14 protein-coding genes and 1 pseudogene are annotated in these 18,549 nt (G+C 59.6%); 1 reads left to right on the top strand and 14 read right to left on the bottom strand.

Translation table 11 applies throughout. The features are described 5' to 3' along the window. Positions 1 to 237: 237 nt before the first annotated feature. Entirely contained in the window at positions 238 to 1,548 is a 1,311-nt protein-coding gene (locus V7082_RS17965) for an integrase (protein ID WP_334150750.1), read from the top strand. Positions 1,549 to 2,198: 650 nt separating this feature from the next. Here the strand turns inward: V7082_RS17965 and V7082_RS17960 are convergent. The 14 genes and pseudogenes from V7082_RS17960 to V7082_RS17895 form a co-directional block, all read right to left on the bottom strand. Then, a pseudogene (locus tag V7082_RS17960) lies at positions 2,199 to 3,636 on the bottom strand (heavy metal translocating P-type ATPase); the annotation flags it as partial. 279 nt (positions 3,637 to 3,915) lie between these two features. Beyond that, positions 3,916 to 4,650, bottom strand: a complete 735-nt coding sequence (locus V7082_RS17955; protein WP_334150749.1) for a cytochrome b/b6 domain-containing protein — start codon at positions 4,648 to 4,650, stop codon at positions 3,916 to 3,918. An 898-nt stretch (positions 4,651 to 5,548) separates the two neighbouring features. Further along, the gene (locus tag V7082_RS17950; protein WP_334150748.1) at positions 5,549 to 6,256 is read right to left on the bottom strand and encodes an ABC transporter ATP-binding protein; all 708 of its coding nucleotides are present in this window, start codon (positions 6,254 to 6,256) and stop codon (positions 5,549 to 5,551) included. Positions 6,257 to 6,287: 31 nt separating this feature from the next. After that, on the bottom strand, positions 6,288 to 7,421 hold the full coding sequence (locus V7082_RS17945; RefSeq protein WP_334150746.1) for an ABC transporter permease: 1,134 nt from the start codon (positions 7,419 to 7,421) through the stop codon (positions 6,288 to 6,290). After that, entirely contained in the window at positions 7,418 to 8,530 is a 1,113-nt protein-coding gene (locus V7082_RS17940; protein WP_334150744.1) for an efflux RND transporter periplasmic adaptor subunit, read from the bottom strand. Before V7082_RS17940 ends, V7082_RS17945 begins: the two co-directional genes overlap by 4 nt. A gap of 235 nt (positions 8,531 to 8,765) precedes the next feature. Continuing rightward, positions 8,766 to 9,161, bottom strand: coding sequence for a hypothetical protein (locus V7082_RS17935; RefSeq protein WP_334150742.1), 396 nt, complete (start codon positions 9,159 to 9,161; stop codon positions 8,766 to 8,768). A 576-nt stretch (positions 9,162 to 9,737) separates the two neighbouring features. Further along, a complete protein-coding gene (locus V7082_RS17930; protein ID WP_334150740.1) occupies positions 9,738 to 10,415 on the bottom strand; it encodes a TetR/AcrR family transcriptional regulator in 678 nt (225 codons plus the stop codon). 627 nt (positions 10,416 to 11,042) lie between these two features. Further along, positions 11,043 to 12,797, bottom strand: a complete 1,755-nt coding sequence (locus V7082_RS17925) for a hypothetical protein (protein WP_334150738.1) — start codon at positions 12,795 to 12,797, stop codon at positions 11,043 to 11,045. Further along, positions 12,794 to 13,915, bottom strand: a complete 1,122-nt coding sequence (locus tag V7082_RS17920; RefSeq protein ID WP_334150736.1) for a protein-glutamate methylesterase/protein-glutamine glutaminase — start codon at positions 13,913 to 13,915, stop codon at positions 12,794 to 12,796. Before V7082_RS17920 ends, V7082_RS17925 begins: the two co-directional genes overlap by 4 nt. A 15-nt stretch (positions 13,916 to 13,930) precedes the next feature. Beyond that, complete coding sequence (locus V7082_RS17915) at positions 13,931 to 14,812, bottom strand: CheR family methyltransferase (RefSeq protein WP_334150734.1); 882 nt, start codon at positions 14,810 to 14,812, stop codon at positions 13,931 to 13,933. Between the two features lie 90 nt (positions 14,813 to 14,902). Next, on the bottom strand, positions 14,903 to 15,391 hold the full coding sequence (locus tag V7082_RS17910) for a chemotaxis protein CheW (RefSeq protein ID WP_334150732.1): 489 nt from the start codon (positions 15,389 to 15,391) through the stop codon (positions 14,903 to 14,905). Positions 15,392 to 15,401: 10 nt separating this feature from the next. Next, complete coding sequence (locus tag V7082_RS17905) at positions 15,402 to 17,120, bottom strand: methyl-accepting chemotaxis protein (protein ID WP_334150731.1); 1,719 nt, start codon at positions 17,118 to 17,120, stop codon at positions 15,402 to 15,404. Beyond that, positions 17,120 to 17,590: a chemotaxis protein CheW gene (locus V7082_RS17900; protein ID WP_334150751.1), complete on the bottom strand. Its 471-nt coding sequence runs from the start codon at positions 17,588 to 17,590 to the stop codon at positions 17,120 to 17,122. The genes V7082_RS17905 and V7082_RS17900 overlap by 1 nt, the downstream gene beginning before the upstream one ends. Positions 17,591 to 17,640: 50 nt before the next feature. Beyond that, on the bottom strand, positions 17,641 to 18,549 hold a 909-nt coding region (locus V7082_RS17895), incomplete at its 5' end, for a chemotaxis protein CheA (RefSeq protein WP_334150729.1).

The raw sequence follows: 18,549 nt of genomic DNA, 5'->3' as shown, positions 1-18,549 counted from the left end.
TTTTTAGGAAGCTCCCATCCGAGACGGAAAATTTGAATCATTGTTTCGCCAAATTTGCCGAAAATTTGAGGCAAATTTTATCGGTCCCAGGCAGGTTAACATGATCTTAGTGGAGCCGATCGAGTTGCCATCAATGCAAGACATTGACAAATAACAACAAAGAAGAATGATGCACCTCCCGGCGCGTCTCTGTGTACCCCAAATTGGGGTACATTTTGGGGCACATTGGAGGGTGGCATGGGGCAGCTACGGCCACAAAATCGAGGCGGCATCTGGTATCTCGTCAGGCGCGTCCCTAAGGCATACGCGCACCTCGATGACCGGCGCGTCGTGAAGCTCACGACGGGCATTCGGGTGGTCAATGATCCGCGCGGCATTCGCGCGACTAAGGTCGTTGCGCAGCTCAGCGAAAGCCTTGAAGAGGATTGGCGCGAAATGGCCGCCGGCCGCGATCCGGATCTTCATAGGAGGTTCGAGCGGTCGCAGCGGATGGTCATGAACCGAGGGCTCTCCTACATTCCGGCGGAAAATCTGGCAGTCGGTCCATTGGAGGAGATCGTGCGTCGCCTCGATATCCTCGTCCGGGAGAAGGCCGGGCCGGAGGTCGCAAGCGCGGTTCTTGGATGCGTCGACGAGCCGACGCTGATGCTCTCCGGTCTCGCAGAGGTCTATGAGGGTGCGCAATCGGCCTCCCTCGCTAGCATGTCTCCGAACCAAGTCCGGAGGTGGAGGTGGTGCGTCAAGCGCGCCATCGCTAACGTCGTCTCCGTGATCGGCGACAAGTCTGTCCTCGACCTGACCCGCGAAGACGGGATCGCGGTGCGGCGCTCTTTTCAGAAGCGCATCCTCGAAGGCGAGATCGTCATCAACTCCGCCAACATCGAGATGGGCCGCTTCCGCAAGATCCTGCGCGTCGTCAAAATGGAGCGCCAGATCGACATTCCGTTATCGGCTTTCGACGATCTGCGTATCGATGGCGGAGACAAGCGGCACCGGCCGCCGTTTGAGACCGATTTCATCCAGAGTGCCATCTTGGCCGAAGGGGCGCTGGGCGGTCTAGCTCCCGAGGCGAGGCGCGTCGTTTACGTCATGGCCGATACGGGAATGAGGCCGTCCGAGATCGTCAACCTCCTGCCGCACCATATCCACCTCGACGCGCCCGTGCCCTACGTCTCTATCCGCGCCGAAGGGCGCCGCCTCAAGACCAAGCCATCGGAGCGGGACATCCCGCTCGTCGGGTGCGCGCTCGCTGCCCTTCGACTTCAACCGGAGGGCTTCCCTACTTATCGCGATCTGAGCGATGATTTATCTGCCGAGGTGAATGAATATCTCCAGGAAAGAGGGCTGCGACCCACTCCGGAGCACTCGCTCTACAGTCTACGCCACAGCTTCGAGGACCGGCTAACCGCACTCGATCCGCCCGACAAGATCATCGGCCGCTTCATGGGGCACAAGCAACTCCGCGAACGGTACGGCAAGGGGCCGACCATCAAGCACCTTCATTCCTGGATCAAGCGCATAGCGTTCCGGCCGCCGTCGTCAATCTAGAAATTTTCACTAATGAGGGCGGGCACGTACGCGTGTGGCTTTCTTTACGGGGGCACACGCGATGGACGGCCGCCTGGCGCATTCGGATTGTGCAGAGAAGTAGAAGTAGCCTGAAGAAGGCCAAGATCGCGGTGCACGAAAGCTATGGTCATTATACACCGCATGTGGCGCGAAGATGCACTCTTCCGCTAGAGAATCGCATGAACTGCAGCTTCTGATCGGAGCAAAAAGTGAACTGACCACAATCGGGTCCCGTCAGGGACGGGGATGAGGCAAAGACCGCACGAGCCATTGGGCTACGTCTACGTGCAAATTCGCAAGTCTGCGGTTTAGGCGCGATGTTCACACATCCGCCCAGCCCAGGATCGCATCGGAAAGCGCGGCCTTCAACTTCCCGTGCCAAGCGATGATACGGCCAAGTTCTCGCCCCCCGAGGGCGTCCGGCACCAGCTTCCAAGGACTCGCGCGTGCACTCATCGACAATGACGAGCACGCGGAAACGGCGCCCGTCAGTCATCTGGTCCTGCACGAAGACGAGCGATTAGCGAGTCGATCGGGAACAGGCAGCGGAGCGCAGGGTCAAAAGCACGCTTGCGGCCGCGCTTCCTCACCGTCAGCCGTAACTCGAGGTCAAGCCGCTGCACCCACCTGCGGTTCTCCATGGCTACAGCATCCACCTTGTCGGATGGATCTCGATCCGAAAGGACCGCGTCGATATCAAGCGCTGCGGCGATAGTCTCAGCCGCATCCGCCCGGTCACCTGTCACCATCACGATGCGGGCAATCCCAGCAGAGCGAAGCGACTGCACCGCGCGCGGGGTTTCCTTGCGCAATTCATCGCCCAGGAGCAACGCACCCGCGATGCGGCCATCGATGGAAATAAAGACGCTGAGGGCAGACCGCCAGGACGCCCGGCGCAATGCCCTTAGCGCCCAATCGTCGAGCTTATGTGATCCGAAGATCAGTTGGTGGGAACCCGCGCGAATGCATTTTCCCTCGACGATGCCCTCCAGGCCTGCCCCCGCGATTTCATGCACCTGCGAGGGCATCTGAAGGGCAAGTCCCTTGGGCTATCGCGGCCGCAACTATCGCGCTGGCCACCACATGTTGGGACGCCTGCTCCAGGGACGCAGCAAGTCGATGTACTTCATCGGCACTTTCTCCCGGCGCAGTTTCGATCGCAACGAGGCGCGCGCCGCCCACGGTCAGCGTTCCGGTCTTGTCAAAGAGCACGGTATGCGTCTGCGCCAAAGCATCCAGTAGAGCTCCACCCTTGATAATGATGCCACGGCGCGCCGCCTGCGACACGCCAGCGATGAATGCAACCGGCGCGGCCAGGATCAACGGGCAAGGGGTAGCAACGACCAGCACGGCCAGTGCTCGGATAGCCTCGCCGGAAATGGCCCAGGCCAGCCCGGAAACGAGAATTGCAATAGGCAGAAACTAAAGCGCGTAGGTGTCAGCCAAGCGGATGAAGGGCGCCTTGGCCGTCTGAGCGGCGGTTACGAGACGCACGATGCCCGTATATGTACTGTCTTCGGCCGTGGCTATAGCCGTCATCTCGAAGGTATCGCCGGCATTGAGAGCGCCGCTACGCACGCTCTCTCCACGAGGCCGCGTGACCGGGATCGGCTCGCCGGTCAGAGCCGATTCATCCAGGACCGCAACCGGCGAGGTGATGAGTCCGTCCACGGGCACGATCTCCCCGGCGCGGACGACGATCGTATTGCCGATGGCAATGGATGAGATCGAGACCACCTCGCTTACATCGCCATTGCGGCGGAGCGCGATGGTCGGAGCCCGGTCTATAAGCGACTTGAGATTACGCTCGGCGCGCGCGACCGCGTAGTCCTCGAGCACTGTGCCGCCGGTGTACATAATAGCGATGACAATTGCGGCAAGTGACTGGTTAAGCGCGATGGCTCCTGCCATGGCCAAGAGCGCGATCGCATCGACGCCCATGCGTCGCGCCAGAAGATCGCGAATAATTGAGATGGCAAGCACGATGACGACCGGGCCCGTTGCCCCGGTCCAGAGCCAGAGCCAGAGCCAGTCCGCCTGCCGATCATGACCGAATGCAAGCGCCATTGCGTCCGCCAAAAGACAGAGCAGGACAGCGAGCAGTCAATGAAAACGCCTAACGAAACGCTCATCGACCATGGAAGCTTTCAGCAATTTTCGACCTACAGTCGATTGGTCATCCAATGAACGGTGGAGGTCGCGCATCCTGAGCAGCATCGGTTTGTGCTTCACTCGAATGGTGCGGCGACTGCGTTTCAAGTCAAGGCTCCTGGGAGCCCTGTCTCAAATTAGACAGCTCTCGCTGCCAGAGCAGGCTGGTTAACGCCCGCGGCCAATCACCATTAGCTATTTATCGGGCTCGTCGGGTGGACTCTGTGAGAGAATTTTGCGCCCGGTGAACATGGCCGAGGTGATGCTGCCGCCTTCACGCACCTCGGTGACCACGACGGCGACGATGTGGAGAGTGACGACGGTGGCCAGGACGTAGAACCCAAATTCGTGCACGAGGACGAACGGCTTTCGAAAGGCGCGCATCGCATCATACGCGGTCTTGTCGATCAAGTCGGTCGCGCCCGGCACAACCAGGGCCGGGTCAACCCCAGGGGCGGCGATCCACGTGGCAAACCAATAGCCGAAGGGAGGCCAGTAGAGATCTGTTCCCGCCAGCACAAGCCCAGTGGCTGCCTGCACTAAAAGCAATACGAAAAGGAGGGACACAGCGATACGCGCGAGCGGATTGTGCCCCACATATTGTTGAGGCTCGCCGGCGCGGAACGAGGCCGTGTAGGCGCGGAGGGCTGTCAGATAGCCGGGGCCAGCAGGCACAATGGCGCGCCACCGCGCATACTTGTTACCGTAAAAAGCCCAGACAAACCGCCATAGCAAGTTGGCTGTCATCACGTAGCCGAAGAGCACGTGGACGTCCTTGAGCGTCACCTTGCCGCTCGGGGAATGGTGAAACAGCGGATCGAGCAGGATGTCGAGGCCAGTCACAAGAAGACCGAAGACGGCAAGCGCATTGATCCAGTGAAACAAGCGCGTCGGCACGTCCCATGCCACGTATTCCTTGTAGTCCGGCATCGCGCTCTGTTCCTCTCAGGATCGCAAACTTCGGCGGATCAAATCGCGTTGGTTATAGTATTACAGGCTACGGCGCATCGCCTTGATGCTCGTTAACAGCTCGCTGCATGGCGAGCTTTAGCCCTGTCCACCGGTGCCAGGAGCTTGCTGGGAATCGATTGCTGTTGATCAGGTGCGCTGTACTGGCTGGTGCAACGCCGTCAGTGGCCGACGGCCCGGGGAAGAAGCGTTATGACCCTTACCGTAACGTTGGGGTGCCGTTGGCGCGTAAGGGTCGGTGCACCCACATGTCTGAATTCCATGCTTTGAGACTCCCGTGCCTCTGCCTTCATTTCGTTGCAGGCTAGGCGATCCCCCTTCGATTTTCCGCCTGTGGGACTAGCGTCAAGCGCGCCATATTCTCGGGAGTGTCCGGACAAATTGCAGAAATCGGCGTCACACAGAAGTCTCAGGATCGTGACAGGCACCAGCACCGGAGAAAGACGATGGCCTCGCTGGGGTATTCCTTCGGTCCGATCAACTCCTGCGCGAGAAGCGCCTTTCGGCACTACTGGACAACCCACAAATCCAAAATCAAAGGAATGCCGATGACGCAGACTGCGCGGGGCTTGCCGCATGTATCCGTGACTAATCTGATGGGGGACGTGTAGGTCCTGCGCGACGCTCTGTTCAAACTTGAGGCGGACGAGAAAACGGAAAAACGCCAAATGCGTCTTGCAAGAACTCAAGAATGAAATCTACCACGCCAGCGCGCCTGAAATCGGTAATCCCAACGCTAAGATGATCATCGTCGAGTTCTACGACTGCCAGTGTCCTATAGCCGCTCAGCCTATCTGAACTCATGTCGGTCGCCGCTGCCGCAGCGGGAGGTGATCGAGGTGGTCGTAAGACGCCGCCGCTAAGCAATAGGCTTCCGTCGGTCTCCATCCGGACCAGCAGTTTCCAATCTGCCATCGCGCAAGTTGAAGATCCTGTCGAACCGGTCGAAGATCTTTTCATCGTGTGTGACCGTGATAATGGCCGCCTCCTGCTCAACGGCGACCTTGCGTAAGAGATCCATGACGAGGCCCGCGCGCTTCGAATCGAGCGCCGCCGTCGGCTCATCGGCCAGAATGATGCGCGGCCGGTTGGCGAGAGCACGGGCGATGGAGACGCGCTGCGCTTCGCCGCCTGAGAGCTTAGCCGGCAGGGCATTCCGACGATGTCCCACCTCGAGATATTCGAGCAACTCGATTGCCCGCGTGCGGGCCGCCGCTGACTCTGCACCGGCAAGCTGCAGTACGAGTGCGACGTTGTCGGTGGCGTCGAGAAACGGGATCAGATTGTGGAACTGAAAGATGAAGCCAATTTTGTCGAGTCTCAGCTGCCTGAGATTTGCTCTTAGCCAGTGGCCGTCCTCAAGTACCATTTCTCCATCGAGCTCCATCGAGCCCGATGACGGATCGAGTATGCAGCCTATGACGTTGAGCAGCGTCGTCTTGCCAGACCCTGACGGCCCGAGCAGTGCGACGACCTCACCGGGATGGACATTGAGTGAGACGTCGCGCAAGGCATCGACGCGGGTCTCGCCTTCGCCGAAGTGTTTCGAGATGCGATCGAGCCGCACGAGCGGATGAGGTGTCGTCGTGTCAGTCACCTTAGCCCCCGAGTGCCGTGGCGGGATCGACGCGGAGGGCGGCGCGGACGCCCAATCCGCTCGAGACGAGGCACACTGCGAACACGATCAGGCCGAGGATGAGCACATTGTCGGGTTCCAAGACCACCCTTCGCGGAAAGTAGTCCTTGACGGTAACGATGAGTGTGGCGCCGATGCCGAATCCGATGAAGCCGAGCGCCAAGGCCTGCTGCACGATCATGCCGATGATAGTCCGGTCGGGCGCGCCGATTAGCTTCAAAGTGGCGATTTGCTTCAGCTTTTCCATTGTCATCGTGTAGATGATAAGCGCGATGATCACCGCAGAAACGACGAGCAGCAACGACGTGAAGAGGCCGATCTGGCGCCTTGCGCGATCGACCAGAGAACGAGTCAGGATCAGCTCCTGCGCCTCCTGCGTGATCGCCTCCAGATGTTTCCAGCGGCGAATGCCCTCGGCGATTGCATCCGCCGACGCATTCGGTTGCAGTCGTGCGACGACGGCGTTCACCGTATCTCGGCTCGATGCCCCGGTACCACGCGCCAATTGAACCCGTGCGGCAGGAGGAGCCAGATCGAATTGCAACTTCTGCGCATCGGCCAAACTAATGTAGACCGCTGGATCACCGCCGGAGTTGACCTGATGTCGGGTCAGTCCGACGACGGTGAATATGTTGCGCCCGAGGCGGATGCGCTCGCCGAGCGTGAGACCGGTGCTAAAATCGGCAACGAGGTCGTAATGACTTCTGGCGATCCCTCGACCTTCGGCGATCTCAGGCGGACCGCCCGGTCGTGCCGCCTCGTAACCGATGACGTAGAGCCGGAGCTTGGCGCCTGCATGATCGGTCTCGACTGTCTGATAGGTGATGCTGCCCGCGGCCGCGATACCAGCGATACGTGCGACCGCTTCGCGAACGTCTCCTGGAATACGTGAGGACTCGGCGAAGGGACCGCGCGTATTGGATTCGACGATCCAAATATCGACAGCCGGAGCACGGGCGATCGTCAACGCGTCGACCACGAGCCCGCGGTAAATACCGATCATGGCTAGTACGACGCCGAGCAGAAGTCCGAGACCGATGCACGTCAGCATGAAGCGACCGAGGGTGTGCTTGATGTCGCGATAGGCAAGGTTCACGGCCTGCCACCCTCGCTGACCCGTGCCAAGCGCCCCTCGCGGAAGCTCTTCTCGACGCGCGTCACGATACGGGCTTGGTCCGGCAAACCCTCGATGATCTCAAGTCGGGCGTCCTCGGTACGATGCCGGAATCTCACGAGGCGCCGGCTCAATCGACCGTCCTCCACGGTCCACACTGTACCTTCGCGCCCGTTGTAGCCATGAACAGCAGCTTCTGGAACGAGCAGCGCCTTATCGAGCTCGCCCACCGTGATCAAGAACTCCACCTGCTCGCCGAGGAACACACGCGGCGGCGGATTGTCTCCCTTGATAAACACGCGTCGCTCCTCGGTGACGCGATCGCTTTCGAGACCGATCCGCACCACCTCGCCGGTGAACGCATCCTGCGGGCGCGATCGCAAGCGCGCATTGACCCGCTGGCCCTCCTCGAGGTACCCCGCGCGTGCCTCGTCCACGTAGGCCAGTCCCCAATATGTGCCGACGGCGACGATTGTGAAGATCGGATCACCGGCCTTGACCACAGTGCCCAGCTCCTTGTGTCGCTCGACGACGATTGCGTCATAAGGCGCTACCAGGGTCCGGTGCCTTAGCAGCGTCTCCTCGTACTGCAACTGCGCTTGGGCGTCGGCAAGCTGGGCCTTCGTACTTGCGATTTCGCTCTGTGCGACGGTGACATCGGCCTTGGCCACGGCCTCGTCGCGTGCCGTTTCCTCGGCGCTCTGCTCCGACACGACGTTGCGGCCGACAAGCGCCTGCTTGCGCCGGTTGGCTTCCTGCGTCTGCGCCAGCACGGCTATTGCCTTCTCCAGATTCGCTCCCGCCCGCTGGATGTTGACCTCGGCGATCTCGCGCGCAGCCCGGGCCTTTGCGACCTTGGCCTCCTGTTCGCCCTGGCTGAGCCGCGCGAGCACCTGGCCTTTCGTCACGAGATCGCCATGGTCAACATTGAGTTCGATAAGCGTCGCCCCGACCTCGAAGCCAATCTTCGATAAGATACGGGCCTCGACGGTACCCAACCCAAAAACCCGAACGGAGATGTTTTGCTCGACCGACGCCACATCGACCTTGATAGGACGATTGTTGGCGATCGCGATAGTCGCCAGAATCAATGCGAGTATTCCGACCCCGACCAGACCATAACGCAGGACTGGCCGCCGGAGCGCGGGCGTTTTCCCAGACCGAACCGCTGGTGTTGCGCTGACAGGATTGCTGGTCAGGCTATCTGTTTGTTTTGGCGCCGTGGTCATGATCGCTCACGCCCCACGCACTTCGGCGCTATGCCAGGCCACAATGTTCGTCTTTCCTTCAGACATAACGGACCGCTCCATTGCTTGATTGCGCATTTCAGAACTTGGCGAGCCGCGATGCGACGGCCGCAATGCCGACCCAGACGCTGCTGCGCAGCGACATGGCCCCGACGGTCCGCAATTCGTAGGCGCCGCCGCTCCACACGTGCACACCAAACGCTGCGAACACGAGCACGGTGGCTGTCGCGATTACAATAGAGAGCCAGACGGCCCACCTCTTGCGTGCCATCAAACCGAATCCAGCGGCGACGTAAGCGAAGCCCGCGGCGAAATTAAACCACAGGACAAAGGGGATGACGGCGCCAGCCGCGGCTTGTGTCGCGACATTGCCAAAGAGGACGCGTCCGCCTGATATGACCGTCAGGATCCCGAACAGGATAGCCGTCGCTCCCAGCACCAGCGCAAGCGGATGCCATTTGCGTTGATCGATCATCTGCGAGCCTCACGCGTCATCATTCCGAACCACTCAATGCTGCAGCACGTACGTGCCAAGCGCGTCTGCTAAGGCGGCGATACACATGTCGGGTGCGCCGATTTCGGGCGGCGTGACGCGCTTTCGGGAGTGGTGCGACAGCCACGTGGCCCACGCCGGCCACCACGATCCTTCTTGGTCCACCGTCTCCTTCAACCATGTATCGGGATCGACGTAGCGATCCGTCTCGCGTTTCGTACGCAGGCGGAAATGGCGTCCCTTGCGTCCGGCCGCGGCGACACAATGTTGCTATTGTGACATCCGTTCGTGAGAAGGAAGGTGACGTCTGCATCCGTCAGCAGGTGAAACTTGAAGACCGAGCGCCAAGGATCCCATGATCAGTATCTGTGCCGACGGCGAACAGCGGAGCGCTCACCACCAACACGCGACCAGACCAGGTCGTTGGAACGCAATAACTGGAAGGCGCCTGCCATTTGATGGATGTCGACCGCGACGGGTGTCTCCCCATGCGTAGGGTCTAGTTGGTTGAACGCCGGCAGTTCGGAAGGAGCTGCTGTTGTTCGTGTCACAGACGCCTCAACTCTTATCGGTATTTCTTGCGCGGCTTTTGCTTGAGCGTTCCACACTTTCGTTCTGGCGAGCTGCTCTCGGCGCTCCGCGATGCGCAGCCACCCCCCGCCGGAACACCTGAAACACTCCGGCGGAGTTGATACGTGCCGCTTCTATGTTTCCTGCCAGCATGGATTGCATGACGAGCCCCTGAAGCATGCCGATGAATAGGATCGCCGCTGCTCGAGAGTCGGTCTCCGCAACAACCTCTCCGACTTTCTTGGCGTCTTCCAGCTTCCGCGTCAGTCGTTCTGCGTAACGCCGCATCAGGCCGTGAGCGACTTTCTTCGCAGGTGTCGCCTCGGCACGCTGCAGCTCACCAAACATCATCCGCGGCACGCCGGGATGCTCAATGACGAAGTTCACGTGGCTGTCGAAAACAGCGCGTAAAGCTTCGAGCGGTGATGTTTCCGAACCTGCGGCACGGTCGATGCGATTGAGTAGGCTCTCGGCGACCCACTCCATCACCATCTCCCAGATGGCGTCCTTGCTGGGGAAGTGACGGAAGAGCGCTCCCTGCGTCACGCTCATGTGCTTGGCAATCGCCGCAGTCGTGATCTGGCTCGGGTTCTGCTTGCCAGCAAGGGTAACCACAGCTTCGACTGTGCGTTTCCGGCGCTCATCGGCGGGAAGGTAATTGGGCATGTTCCAGCTTCAATTCAAAGATAGCAATCACTCACTACCATTGCCTGATAGCCGATGTCAATTGGCTTGCGCGACCGACTGCAAGGAATGAACTGTCAGGATAAATCGCGGGGCTGGCGCAACCTCATTGCGCAGGCCTTGCCTTGCCCCCGCAAGTCTCAATCGCGGGACCGTCGATATGACCCTCATCGTCAATGACGTAGTCTCATGTGTCGTCTGGCGACAGAAAAGAAGGAAGCGTTCTTAACAGGTCGGCAGCGACGCAGCTCTTGCGAGTTTTGATGCGAGCCCTTCCCGGTTGTTGCGAGCGCGCGGCGCGCCGCTCGCTAAAAGTAAAGCGTATTGCGAGGTTCGATTTCCGCGCTTCGCAACCACTTCGGGGTGGGGCTATCCGAGCGATTGATGCGGCTTGAAGGCTTGGTAAGGTCGTCTGAGTCAGCAGATAACGATCCGCACTTCGCGGAGCGAATAAAACATCTCGTTGTTCAAATTGTCCCTGAGCCCAGCGTTGCAGCTCGCGACCTAACCATTCCCATTGCGAGTGGGGCTCGATGTTAGCAGTCGTGACCACTATCCAGCCGGACAGCGCTCCCGAGTTCATATGCGCACACGCAGTTGTCCTTCCGCTCAGAATAGAACGTCGTCGAAGTTGTCCTCGTTTTCCTCAGCAGTTGAGAGTTCTGTCTTAAGGCCGAACAGTTGATCGTGTAGAAGTCTTTCGCGGTCCATAGTGTAGCGTGCGCGCATGCCGGCGACGAGCTTCGTATCGGCGCCGGTGACATCCATAGGTTCCAACGCAGGCGGGGCCACCAGTGTTAGATCGGACAGAACAGATCGCCAGCTGTCGGCAAAGGTCTGCCGGCCGGAGACACACTTTACAGTCGTTTCGAGCAGGTTCACCGCTTGCGGCCCAGCTGTGCTCATGACGTTGGCAAACTCACGCATACGCCCCACCACCGTTTCAAAGAGAGCGATGGCCTTTACCGCATCCTGTTGCGGTGTTGCTATGCTGTCGCTCGTTTCAGCCGACCGGCGTTCGACCAGACCGCGAGCGAGATCATCAACCTTCTTGAGCTCGCCCATGATCGACTCGGCTGCTGCAACCGTGTCTGTGGCAAGCGAGCGGAGATTTTCGGCGATAACCATGAGTGGCTTCCCTTGCACGCCGAGCCTGCTGCACTGGATGACGGTGTTAAGACTAAGTAAGCGGATGCGCTGCTCGATCTCGCGAATGGTGTCGAGATGTTCGTCCATCAGGACCAGCATGGCGCCCACCGATTGGGCGACTTCGCAGGCGATCCTGTGAAGCCCCGCTCGTGTCTGCTCAAAGTCATTGAACAGTATGCGAATGTTGCGCAGATCATCGATTAGGGCCGCGAGCGTGGTACCGCCCTTCGAAAAAAGATCCTCAGCCTCCTCGCCATTCTCCCGCAGCACTTCCGCTGTGTCAGCGACCAACCGGGCAAGCGTTTCAGTAAGGGTGCCAACCTGTTCGTCAAAATTGCCGATCGCATCTTCGAGCTGGGCGGACTGCAGTCGGCACGTAACGGCAGTTGTGACGGCGGATTGGCCTGGATCGGTGGTTGCCAGGTACTCGGCGAGTGCTGAAAGGCCTTGCTCGATGTGTTCCACTCGCTGCCGTGTGATGTCGCCGATTTGAAGCGCAGAAACGGCGTTGGCCACCTTATCGCTGATGCGAGCAATGGATCGACCATGCTCCGCTGCCTTTTCGGAAGCACGGGCACGGTGCTGAGCGATGACCTGTAGATGCTCTCCGAGTCGACCGGAGATATAGTTCATCGTCGCGCCATGCTTGTCGGCGAACGCCGCGTTTGCGGAGCGGGCGATTGAAAGGCTCGACGTAAGGCGACTGAACGAACCGGAGAAGGCGCTGACTGCGCTTTCAACACTACGGCCCAGATCCGTCATGTCGGACGTCGAACCGCTGAACGTTGCGTGTTGGCCGTTAATATCGGCAGCCACGATTCGTGCGTTGACGGCGACAAGACGAATATCGCGCACGGCTTCCTTCAAATCGTGCAACGGCTTCTTGACGCTTGACGCCATACGGGTGAGTTCGTTGATATCGTCCTGCTCTGCGACATGGGCGAGCGTCATCTGCGCCAGCCGCTCGCGGATCGTCACCAGGATCTGCTCAGCTGCAAAAAATTCGGCGCTTTCGAGTTCCGCTGGCATGCCCTTGTGGGCAGCGGAGATCTCGCGCAGTGAGCTGGCGCACCTCATTAGACGCTCGCCCATGTCGACAAACGTCCGTTCGATGGCATGGCGCGGCTCGGCAAGCTGACGCTCGAAGGCATTGAGCCGGCCGGTAAGATCGCCCGCATAGGCATCAAGCGAGATGGCGAGGATTGCTGTACTCACGATATGCGCGCCACCGGCCTGCGCCAGGAGCTCTCCATGATCTCACCAGCGATACGTTCGAGGGGCACGACTTTGGTGGCGCCCCCCAGTTCAATGGCCTCTTTCGGCATTCCAAAAACGACGCTACTTGCTTCGTCTTGCGCGATCGTTCTGGCGCCGGAAGTGCGCATCTCCAGTAATCCGTAGGCGCCATCGTCTCCCATGCCTGTCATGAGCACACCAAGCGCGTTCGCGCCTGCTGTTTGCGCCGCCGAACGGAACAGCACGTCGACCGAGGGGCGGTGGCGTGATACGTGGGGACCATCCTTGATGGTGACCCTGTAGTGCTTGCCAATTCGCTCCAGTGTCATGTGCCGATTGCCCGGTGCAATCAGCGCTTGGCCAGGGGTTACCGAATCCCCGGCTTCCGCTTCCTTAACGGCAATGGCGCAAATGCTATCGAGGCGGCGGGCGAAGGCGGCCGTAAAACCTTCCGGCATGTGCTGCACGATGACGATACCGGGACAGGTCTTCTCCAGCGCAGTGAGCACGACACGCAGTGCCTCCGTTCCGCCGGTCGAAGCACCAATGCAGACGATGTTGTCGGTCACGATGTCGCTCGAGCGCGAACGCATCGGCGGGATGACGGCGTCGGCCGTCAATTTCTTCTCGATCCTCACTGGAGGAGCCGGCCGCCGGCGGTTGCCCATCCGCGCGTGTGCGGCCGCGCGTGCCACGTCGCAGATGTGCATGCGTGATTGTTCGAGCGCCTGGGCGGTGTCGACTCGAGGCTTTGTGATGACATCGACAGCTCCCGCTTCCAGCGCTTGCATGAAAGCTTGCGAGCCCTCCTCGGTAAGGGAGGAGCAGATGACCACGGGGATAGGCCGCTGCGCCATGATCTTGCGCAGGAAAGTCAGTCCGTCCATGCGCGGCATCTCGATGTCCAAAAAAAGAACGTCGGGAATTTCCTGGCGCATCCGCTCAGCCGCAACGAACGGGTCCGAGGCCGTCGCCATAACCTCAAGATCCGGTGCGCTCGCAATGATGTCGGACATGACCTTTCGCACTGCGGCGGAGTCGTCGACGATGAGCACGCGGATTTTTCCGCAGGAGCCAGTCAGTGCTATTCCATCCATACTGCTTACCATCGATCATGTATTCTGAAAGACACCGGGCGATCTTTGCGGCAGGCGCAAATTGGTGCCGATCATCGATTCGGAGTGGCCGAGAATGAGGAAGCCACCTGGACGCAAATGCCCGACCAGTTGCCGAACAACGGCCTCCTGGGTGGGTTTGTCGAAGTAGATGAGCACATTGCGCAAGAAGATAACGTCGACATCGCGATCAATCGGATAGGAGCTGTCGATCAGATTCAGCCTCTGGAAGCCGACGCGCGATCTCAGCTCGGGAACGATGCGCGCTTCCTTATGCCGGTGCGGGCTGCATCCACGCATCAAATAGCGCTGTTGCTTTTCCGGTGGCACGGGGGCAATCATCTCGACCGGATAGACGGCGCGTTCAGCTACCAAGAGCACCTTTGTCGATATATCGGTGCCGAGCACGGCAAACTGAAAATCGCCTTTAGCAGCAAGGTCTGCCATCACCATGGCAATGGTATAAGCCTCCGCTCCATTTGAGCTAGCTGCGCTCCACAGCTTAAGCATCGGCTTGGCGCCCCTGCGGCGTAAGCTGAGGAGCTCAGGCAAGAGGCTTCTTTCCAGGCTGACGAAGTGTTCAGGCTCGCGAAAGAAGTCGGTTTTGTTCGTTGTCACCGCATCAACCAGATGGACAAACTCGCGGACAAGTCCATCCTCATCGAACAGGTGCTCGCAATAACGCGTAAGGTTCGGAAGCCCGAGGTGCCGCACACGTTTGCGTAGACGACCCTCTACCATGAGCTTCTTTGCCGGCGGCAGTTTGATGCCGGCCTCACCGCTGACGAGCGCCGCGATGCGGGCAAAGTCCTTATCGGTCAAGCGATCGGATGCGGAAGGCTCCGCCACCGGATCGGCGCGAAGCAAAGCGTGCGACACACGGGTGATCCTAGTTGCTTTGGCCGAACAACGGCCGTTATTGATATGCGACAGGTCGAGGAATGCGGGCGTGCGCCGCATTCTAGCAAATTAGGCGGCTTCATTTCCGGACTTAGCAGGCGACGTTAGCGCGTTGATATCGCCTGAGGAAAAAAGTTGGCCAAGCTGGAGAACGGTTGCGAATGCTCCGTTGCGGCGGCCGATCCCGGCGATGAACTCGGAGCGCCACCTGACGCCGATCTCGGGGGGCGGCTCAAGTGCGCTGTCGTCAAGGATGGTCACCTCGAATACACGGTCCGTCTTGAGACCAAAGGTTAATTCGCGCCCACCAACCGTCGCATTTAGCACAATGATCCGCGTGTTCTCCGTGTCCGCCGTCCGCTCCAAGCCCAGCTTGAGGCGCAGGTCAATTACGGCGACGCCCTGACCGCGAACGTCGATCATTCCGAGCAGATAGTCCGGTGCGTGGGGCAGCCGGGAGATCGGTTGGACCTCCAGAATTTCCTGCACCCGCTCCACCGGCACCGCGAGCAGCTCGCCCGCGATGCCAAGTGTCACGTACTGAGCCATTTCGCTCATCGGCTTCTCCTCAGGCGATGCCCTGGCGTTTAAATTCAGCATCGAGTGCATCGGCGCTGCCGGACATATCAAAGGCGAAGCCGCCATTGGCCTTGACGCTGCTCTTAGCCTTGCCCAGCGTCGGAGCTGCGGCTGCGACTCTTGCTTGGAGCTCGGCAACGCCATTCTTGACGGAATTCTTGGCGGTAGCGCGCGCGGTGTGCTTGGCAGCGATTTTCGCCTCCGACCCTTCGCTCTCACTCAGCCGGAAGTAGCTGATCGAGCTTTGCAGTTGCTCCGCCTGCGTCGACAATTCCTCTGCGGTTGACGACATCTCCTCGGCGGCCGACGTGTTCTGCTGGGTGACCTTGTCGAGCTGCTGGATTGCGGCGTTGATCTGGCTCGCGCCGGCGTTCTGCTCATTCGAGGCGGCCGAAATCTCGGCAACCAGCTCCGAAGTCTTCTGGATTTCCGGAACGAGCTTGGAAAGCATCTCGCCCGCCGACTGGGCGGCTTTCACCGTATCGCCCGAAAGCCCTGCGATCTCCTGTGCAGCCGCCTGGCTGCGCTCAGCGAGTTTGCGCACCTCCGAGGCGACGACCGCGAAGCCGCGACCGTGCTCGCCAGCGCGCGCAGCTTCGACAGCCGCGTTGAGGGCAAGGAGGTCGGTTTGGCGAGCGATCTCCTGAACGATCAGGATCTTTTCGGCGATCGTCTCCATTGCCTTGACGGCTTCACCGACAGCCTGGCCTGATGTCCTGGCATCGACGGCCGCTTGGCGGGCGATTGACTCAGTTTGAGCTGAATTGTCGGCGTTCTGCTTGATATTGGCGGCCATCTGCTCGACCGAAGAGGAGGCTTCTTCCGTCGACGACGACTGCTCGACAGCGCCCTGGCTTAGCTGTTCGGCCGCCGCCGACAATTCCTGACTGCCCGAGGCTACGTTGCGAGTCGCGATCGTGACTTCACCAACCACCTCGCGGAGTTTGGCGACCATCATATTCAGCGCGTCGATCAAGTCCTTGATCTCGTCATTAGACTTGACGCTGGCAGTGGCGTTGAGATCACCTTCGGCAACAGCATTGGCAAGGCTCAGTGCACTGGAAACTGCACGTGTGATGCTGAGGACAATCCATACTCCAACGCCGATGGCAACAAGGGTTGCCACAGTGAGAAGTACGAGCATAACCATTCGGGCGGTAAGGTAAGCGGCAGAAGCTTCCCTACCGCTTTCCTCTATCAAGTCACTCTGAAATGCGACGAACGAGTCGACAGCGGCCATCAATTTGCCGAGTGCCGGCACGAGGTGGTTGCTGACGGCTTGTTCCGCCTCTTCTTTTTTGTCAGCGTTTACTAGCTCTTTGATTTCTGTAAATGAAGTGACATAAAGTGCCCGGGCCTCCTTGATTGCAGCAACTCTCTTTCGCCCCTCCGGGTGATAAACCACCGCTTCAACTTCTTCCAACTTTGCTGTAATGACCTTGGCATTGTCGGAAATTCGAGTCTCGATCTTGGAGCGATCTGCAGCAGAGCCGGCCAAAGTCAGCTCAAAATTGGCGCGTCCGTTGTCATTGACAAGGCTAAGGATCTCATTGGCAATTCGGACCTTGACCCAATCTTGTTGAACAATTTTTTCAATATTGCCATTAAGGGCCGACAGATTAACAACGCCGGCAATAATGCCACCTGCTGCTAACAGCACGACCGTGGTAAAGGCCGCTCCAAGCTTTGTCTTAAGAGTTAGTCGCATTAATCATTCCCTTCTTTCAATTCTAGGGCGCGTTCCACGCCCCCCTCTGTTCCAAAAATCCGCTCCATATCGGGGATGATGATAAATTCCTCACCGCGTTTGGCGATGCCGCGTACGTACTCGGGCTGCCAGCGCATTCCGACCTTGGGTGCTTCCTCGATGGAGGCGGTCTCGATATCTGCGACGTCGTGCACACGGTCAGCGAGGATAGCCGCGATCGTCGCCTCACCATCGAGATCAATCTCGATTACGACGATGCGCGTATCGGGTCCCGGCGGCGATAGGTCCATGCCGAACATCACTCGGAGATCGGCAAGCGGAACCACCCTTCCGCGCACATTGATGAGCCCACCGACGAAGGGCCTCGCATTTGGCACTTCGGTAACCGGCACCAAGTCTAGGATTTCACGCACGCTCGTCGCCTCAATGGCGAAAACCTCATCTTGAAGGCCGAGCGTCAGAGCCTGCATGGTGACGCCAACCTTGCGCGCGTCGTCACCCATAGTCTTGGCTGCTTCGCTCACGCGGCCCTCCCGATTTTCGAGTTTCTCAGGCCATCTTCAAAGTCTTGGCCGAACCGCAGCAACTGCGCTACGTCGAGGATGAGCGCCACCGTGCCATCCCCGAGGATGGTGGCGCCGGAAAAGTTACCGACGTCCGCATGCAATTTGGACAGCGACTTGATAACGGTCTGGTTGTTACCGAGGATCTGATCAACGACTAGGCCGACGCGGTGCTCGCCCGCCGAGACGATGACGACCTTTTGATGCAAGTCAGCAGGGACCCGTGCCCCGAACAGCTCGCGGAGCCGCAGATACGGCACGAGGGAGCCGCGGATGTTGAGGAAGTTGCGACCGTTGGTAGCCGCAGCCGTGGTGGCGGGCAGCTCAACGCATTCCTCGACGGCGGACAGTGGGATGGTGTAGCGGCCCTTGCCGACGCGCACGAGCATGCCATCTATGATGGCGAGCGTCAGCGGCAGGCGCAGGGTGACGGTCGTTCCCACGCCGACCTTCGATGTTACGTCGATTGAACCGCGTAGCGTCTCAATGGTGCGCTTGACGACATCCATGCCGACGCCACGTCCGGAAACCGAGCTGATCTCCTTGGCCGTCGAGAAACCGGGGTGGAAGATGAGCTGGTAAAGCTCCTGGTCGTTCAGCTTGGCGTCGGCCGAGATTAAGCCGTTCTCTTCCGCCTTAGCGCGAATTCGCTCGGTGTCGAGTCCGGCTCCATCATCGCTGATCGAGATGGCGACTTCGGCGCCGGCATGAACTGCCGCCAGTCGCACCCGGCCGCGTCCGGGCTTGCCAGCAGCCGCGCGGCGTTCCGGATTCTCGAGGCCATGGTCAACAGCGTTGCGGATCACATGCACTAGGCTCCGAACCCAATCAGGTCTTTGATTTAATAGCGAACAGTGATTCAAGCT

This window comes from Hyphomicrobium sp., from assembly GCF_036833075.1.
Taxonomy (GTDB): domain Bacteria; phylum Pseudomonadota; class Alphaproteobacteria; order Rhizobiales; family Hyphomicrobiaceae; genus Hyphomicrobium_C.
The sequence above is the reverse complement of the archived record's forward strand: the minus strand, read 5'-3'. Positions and strand labels throughout refer to the sequence as shown.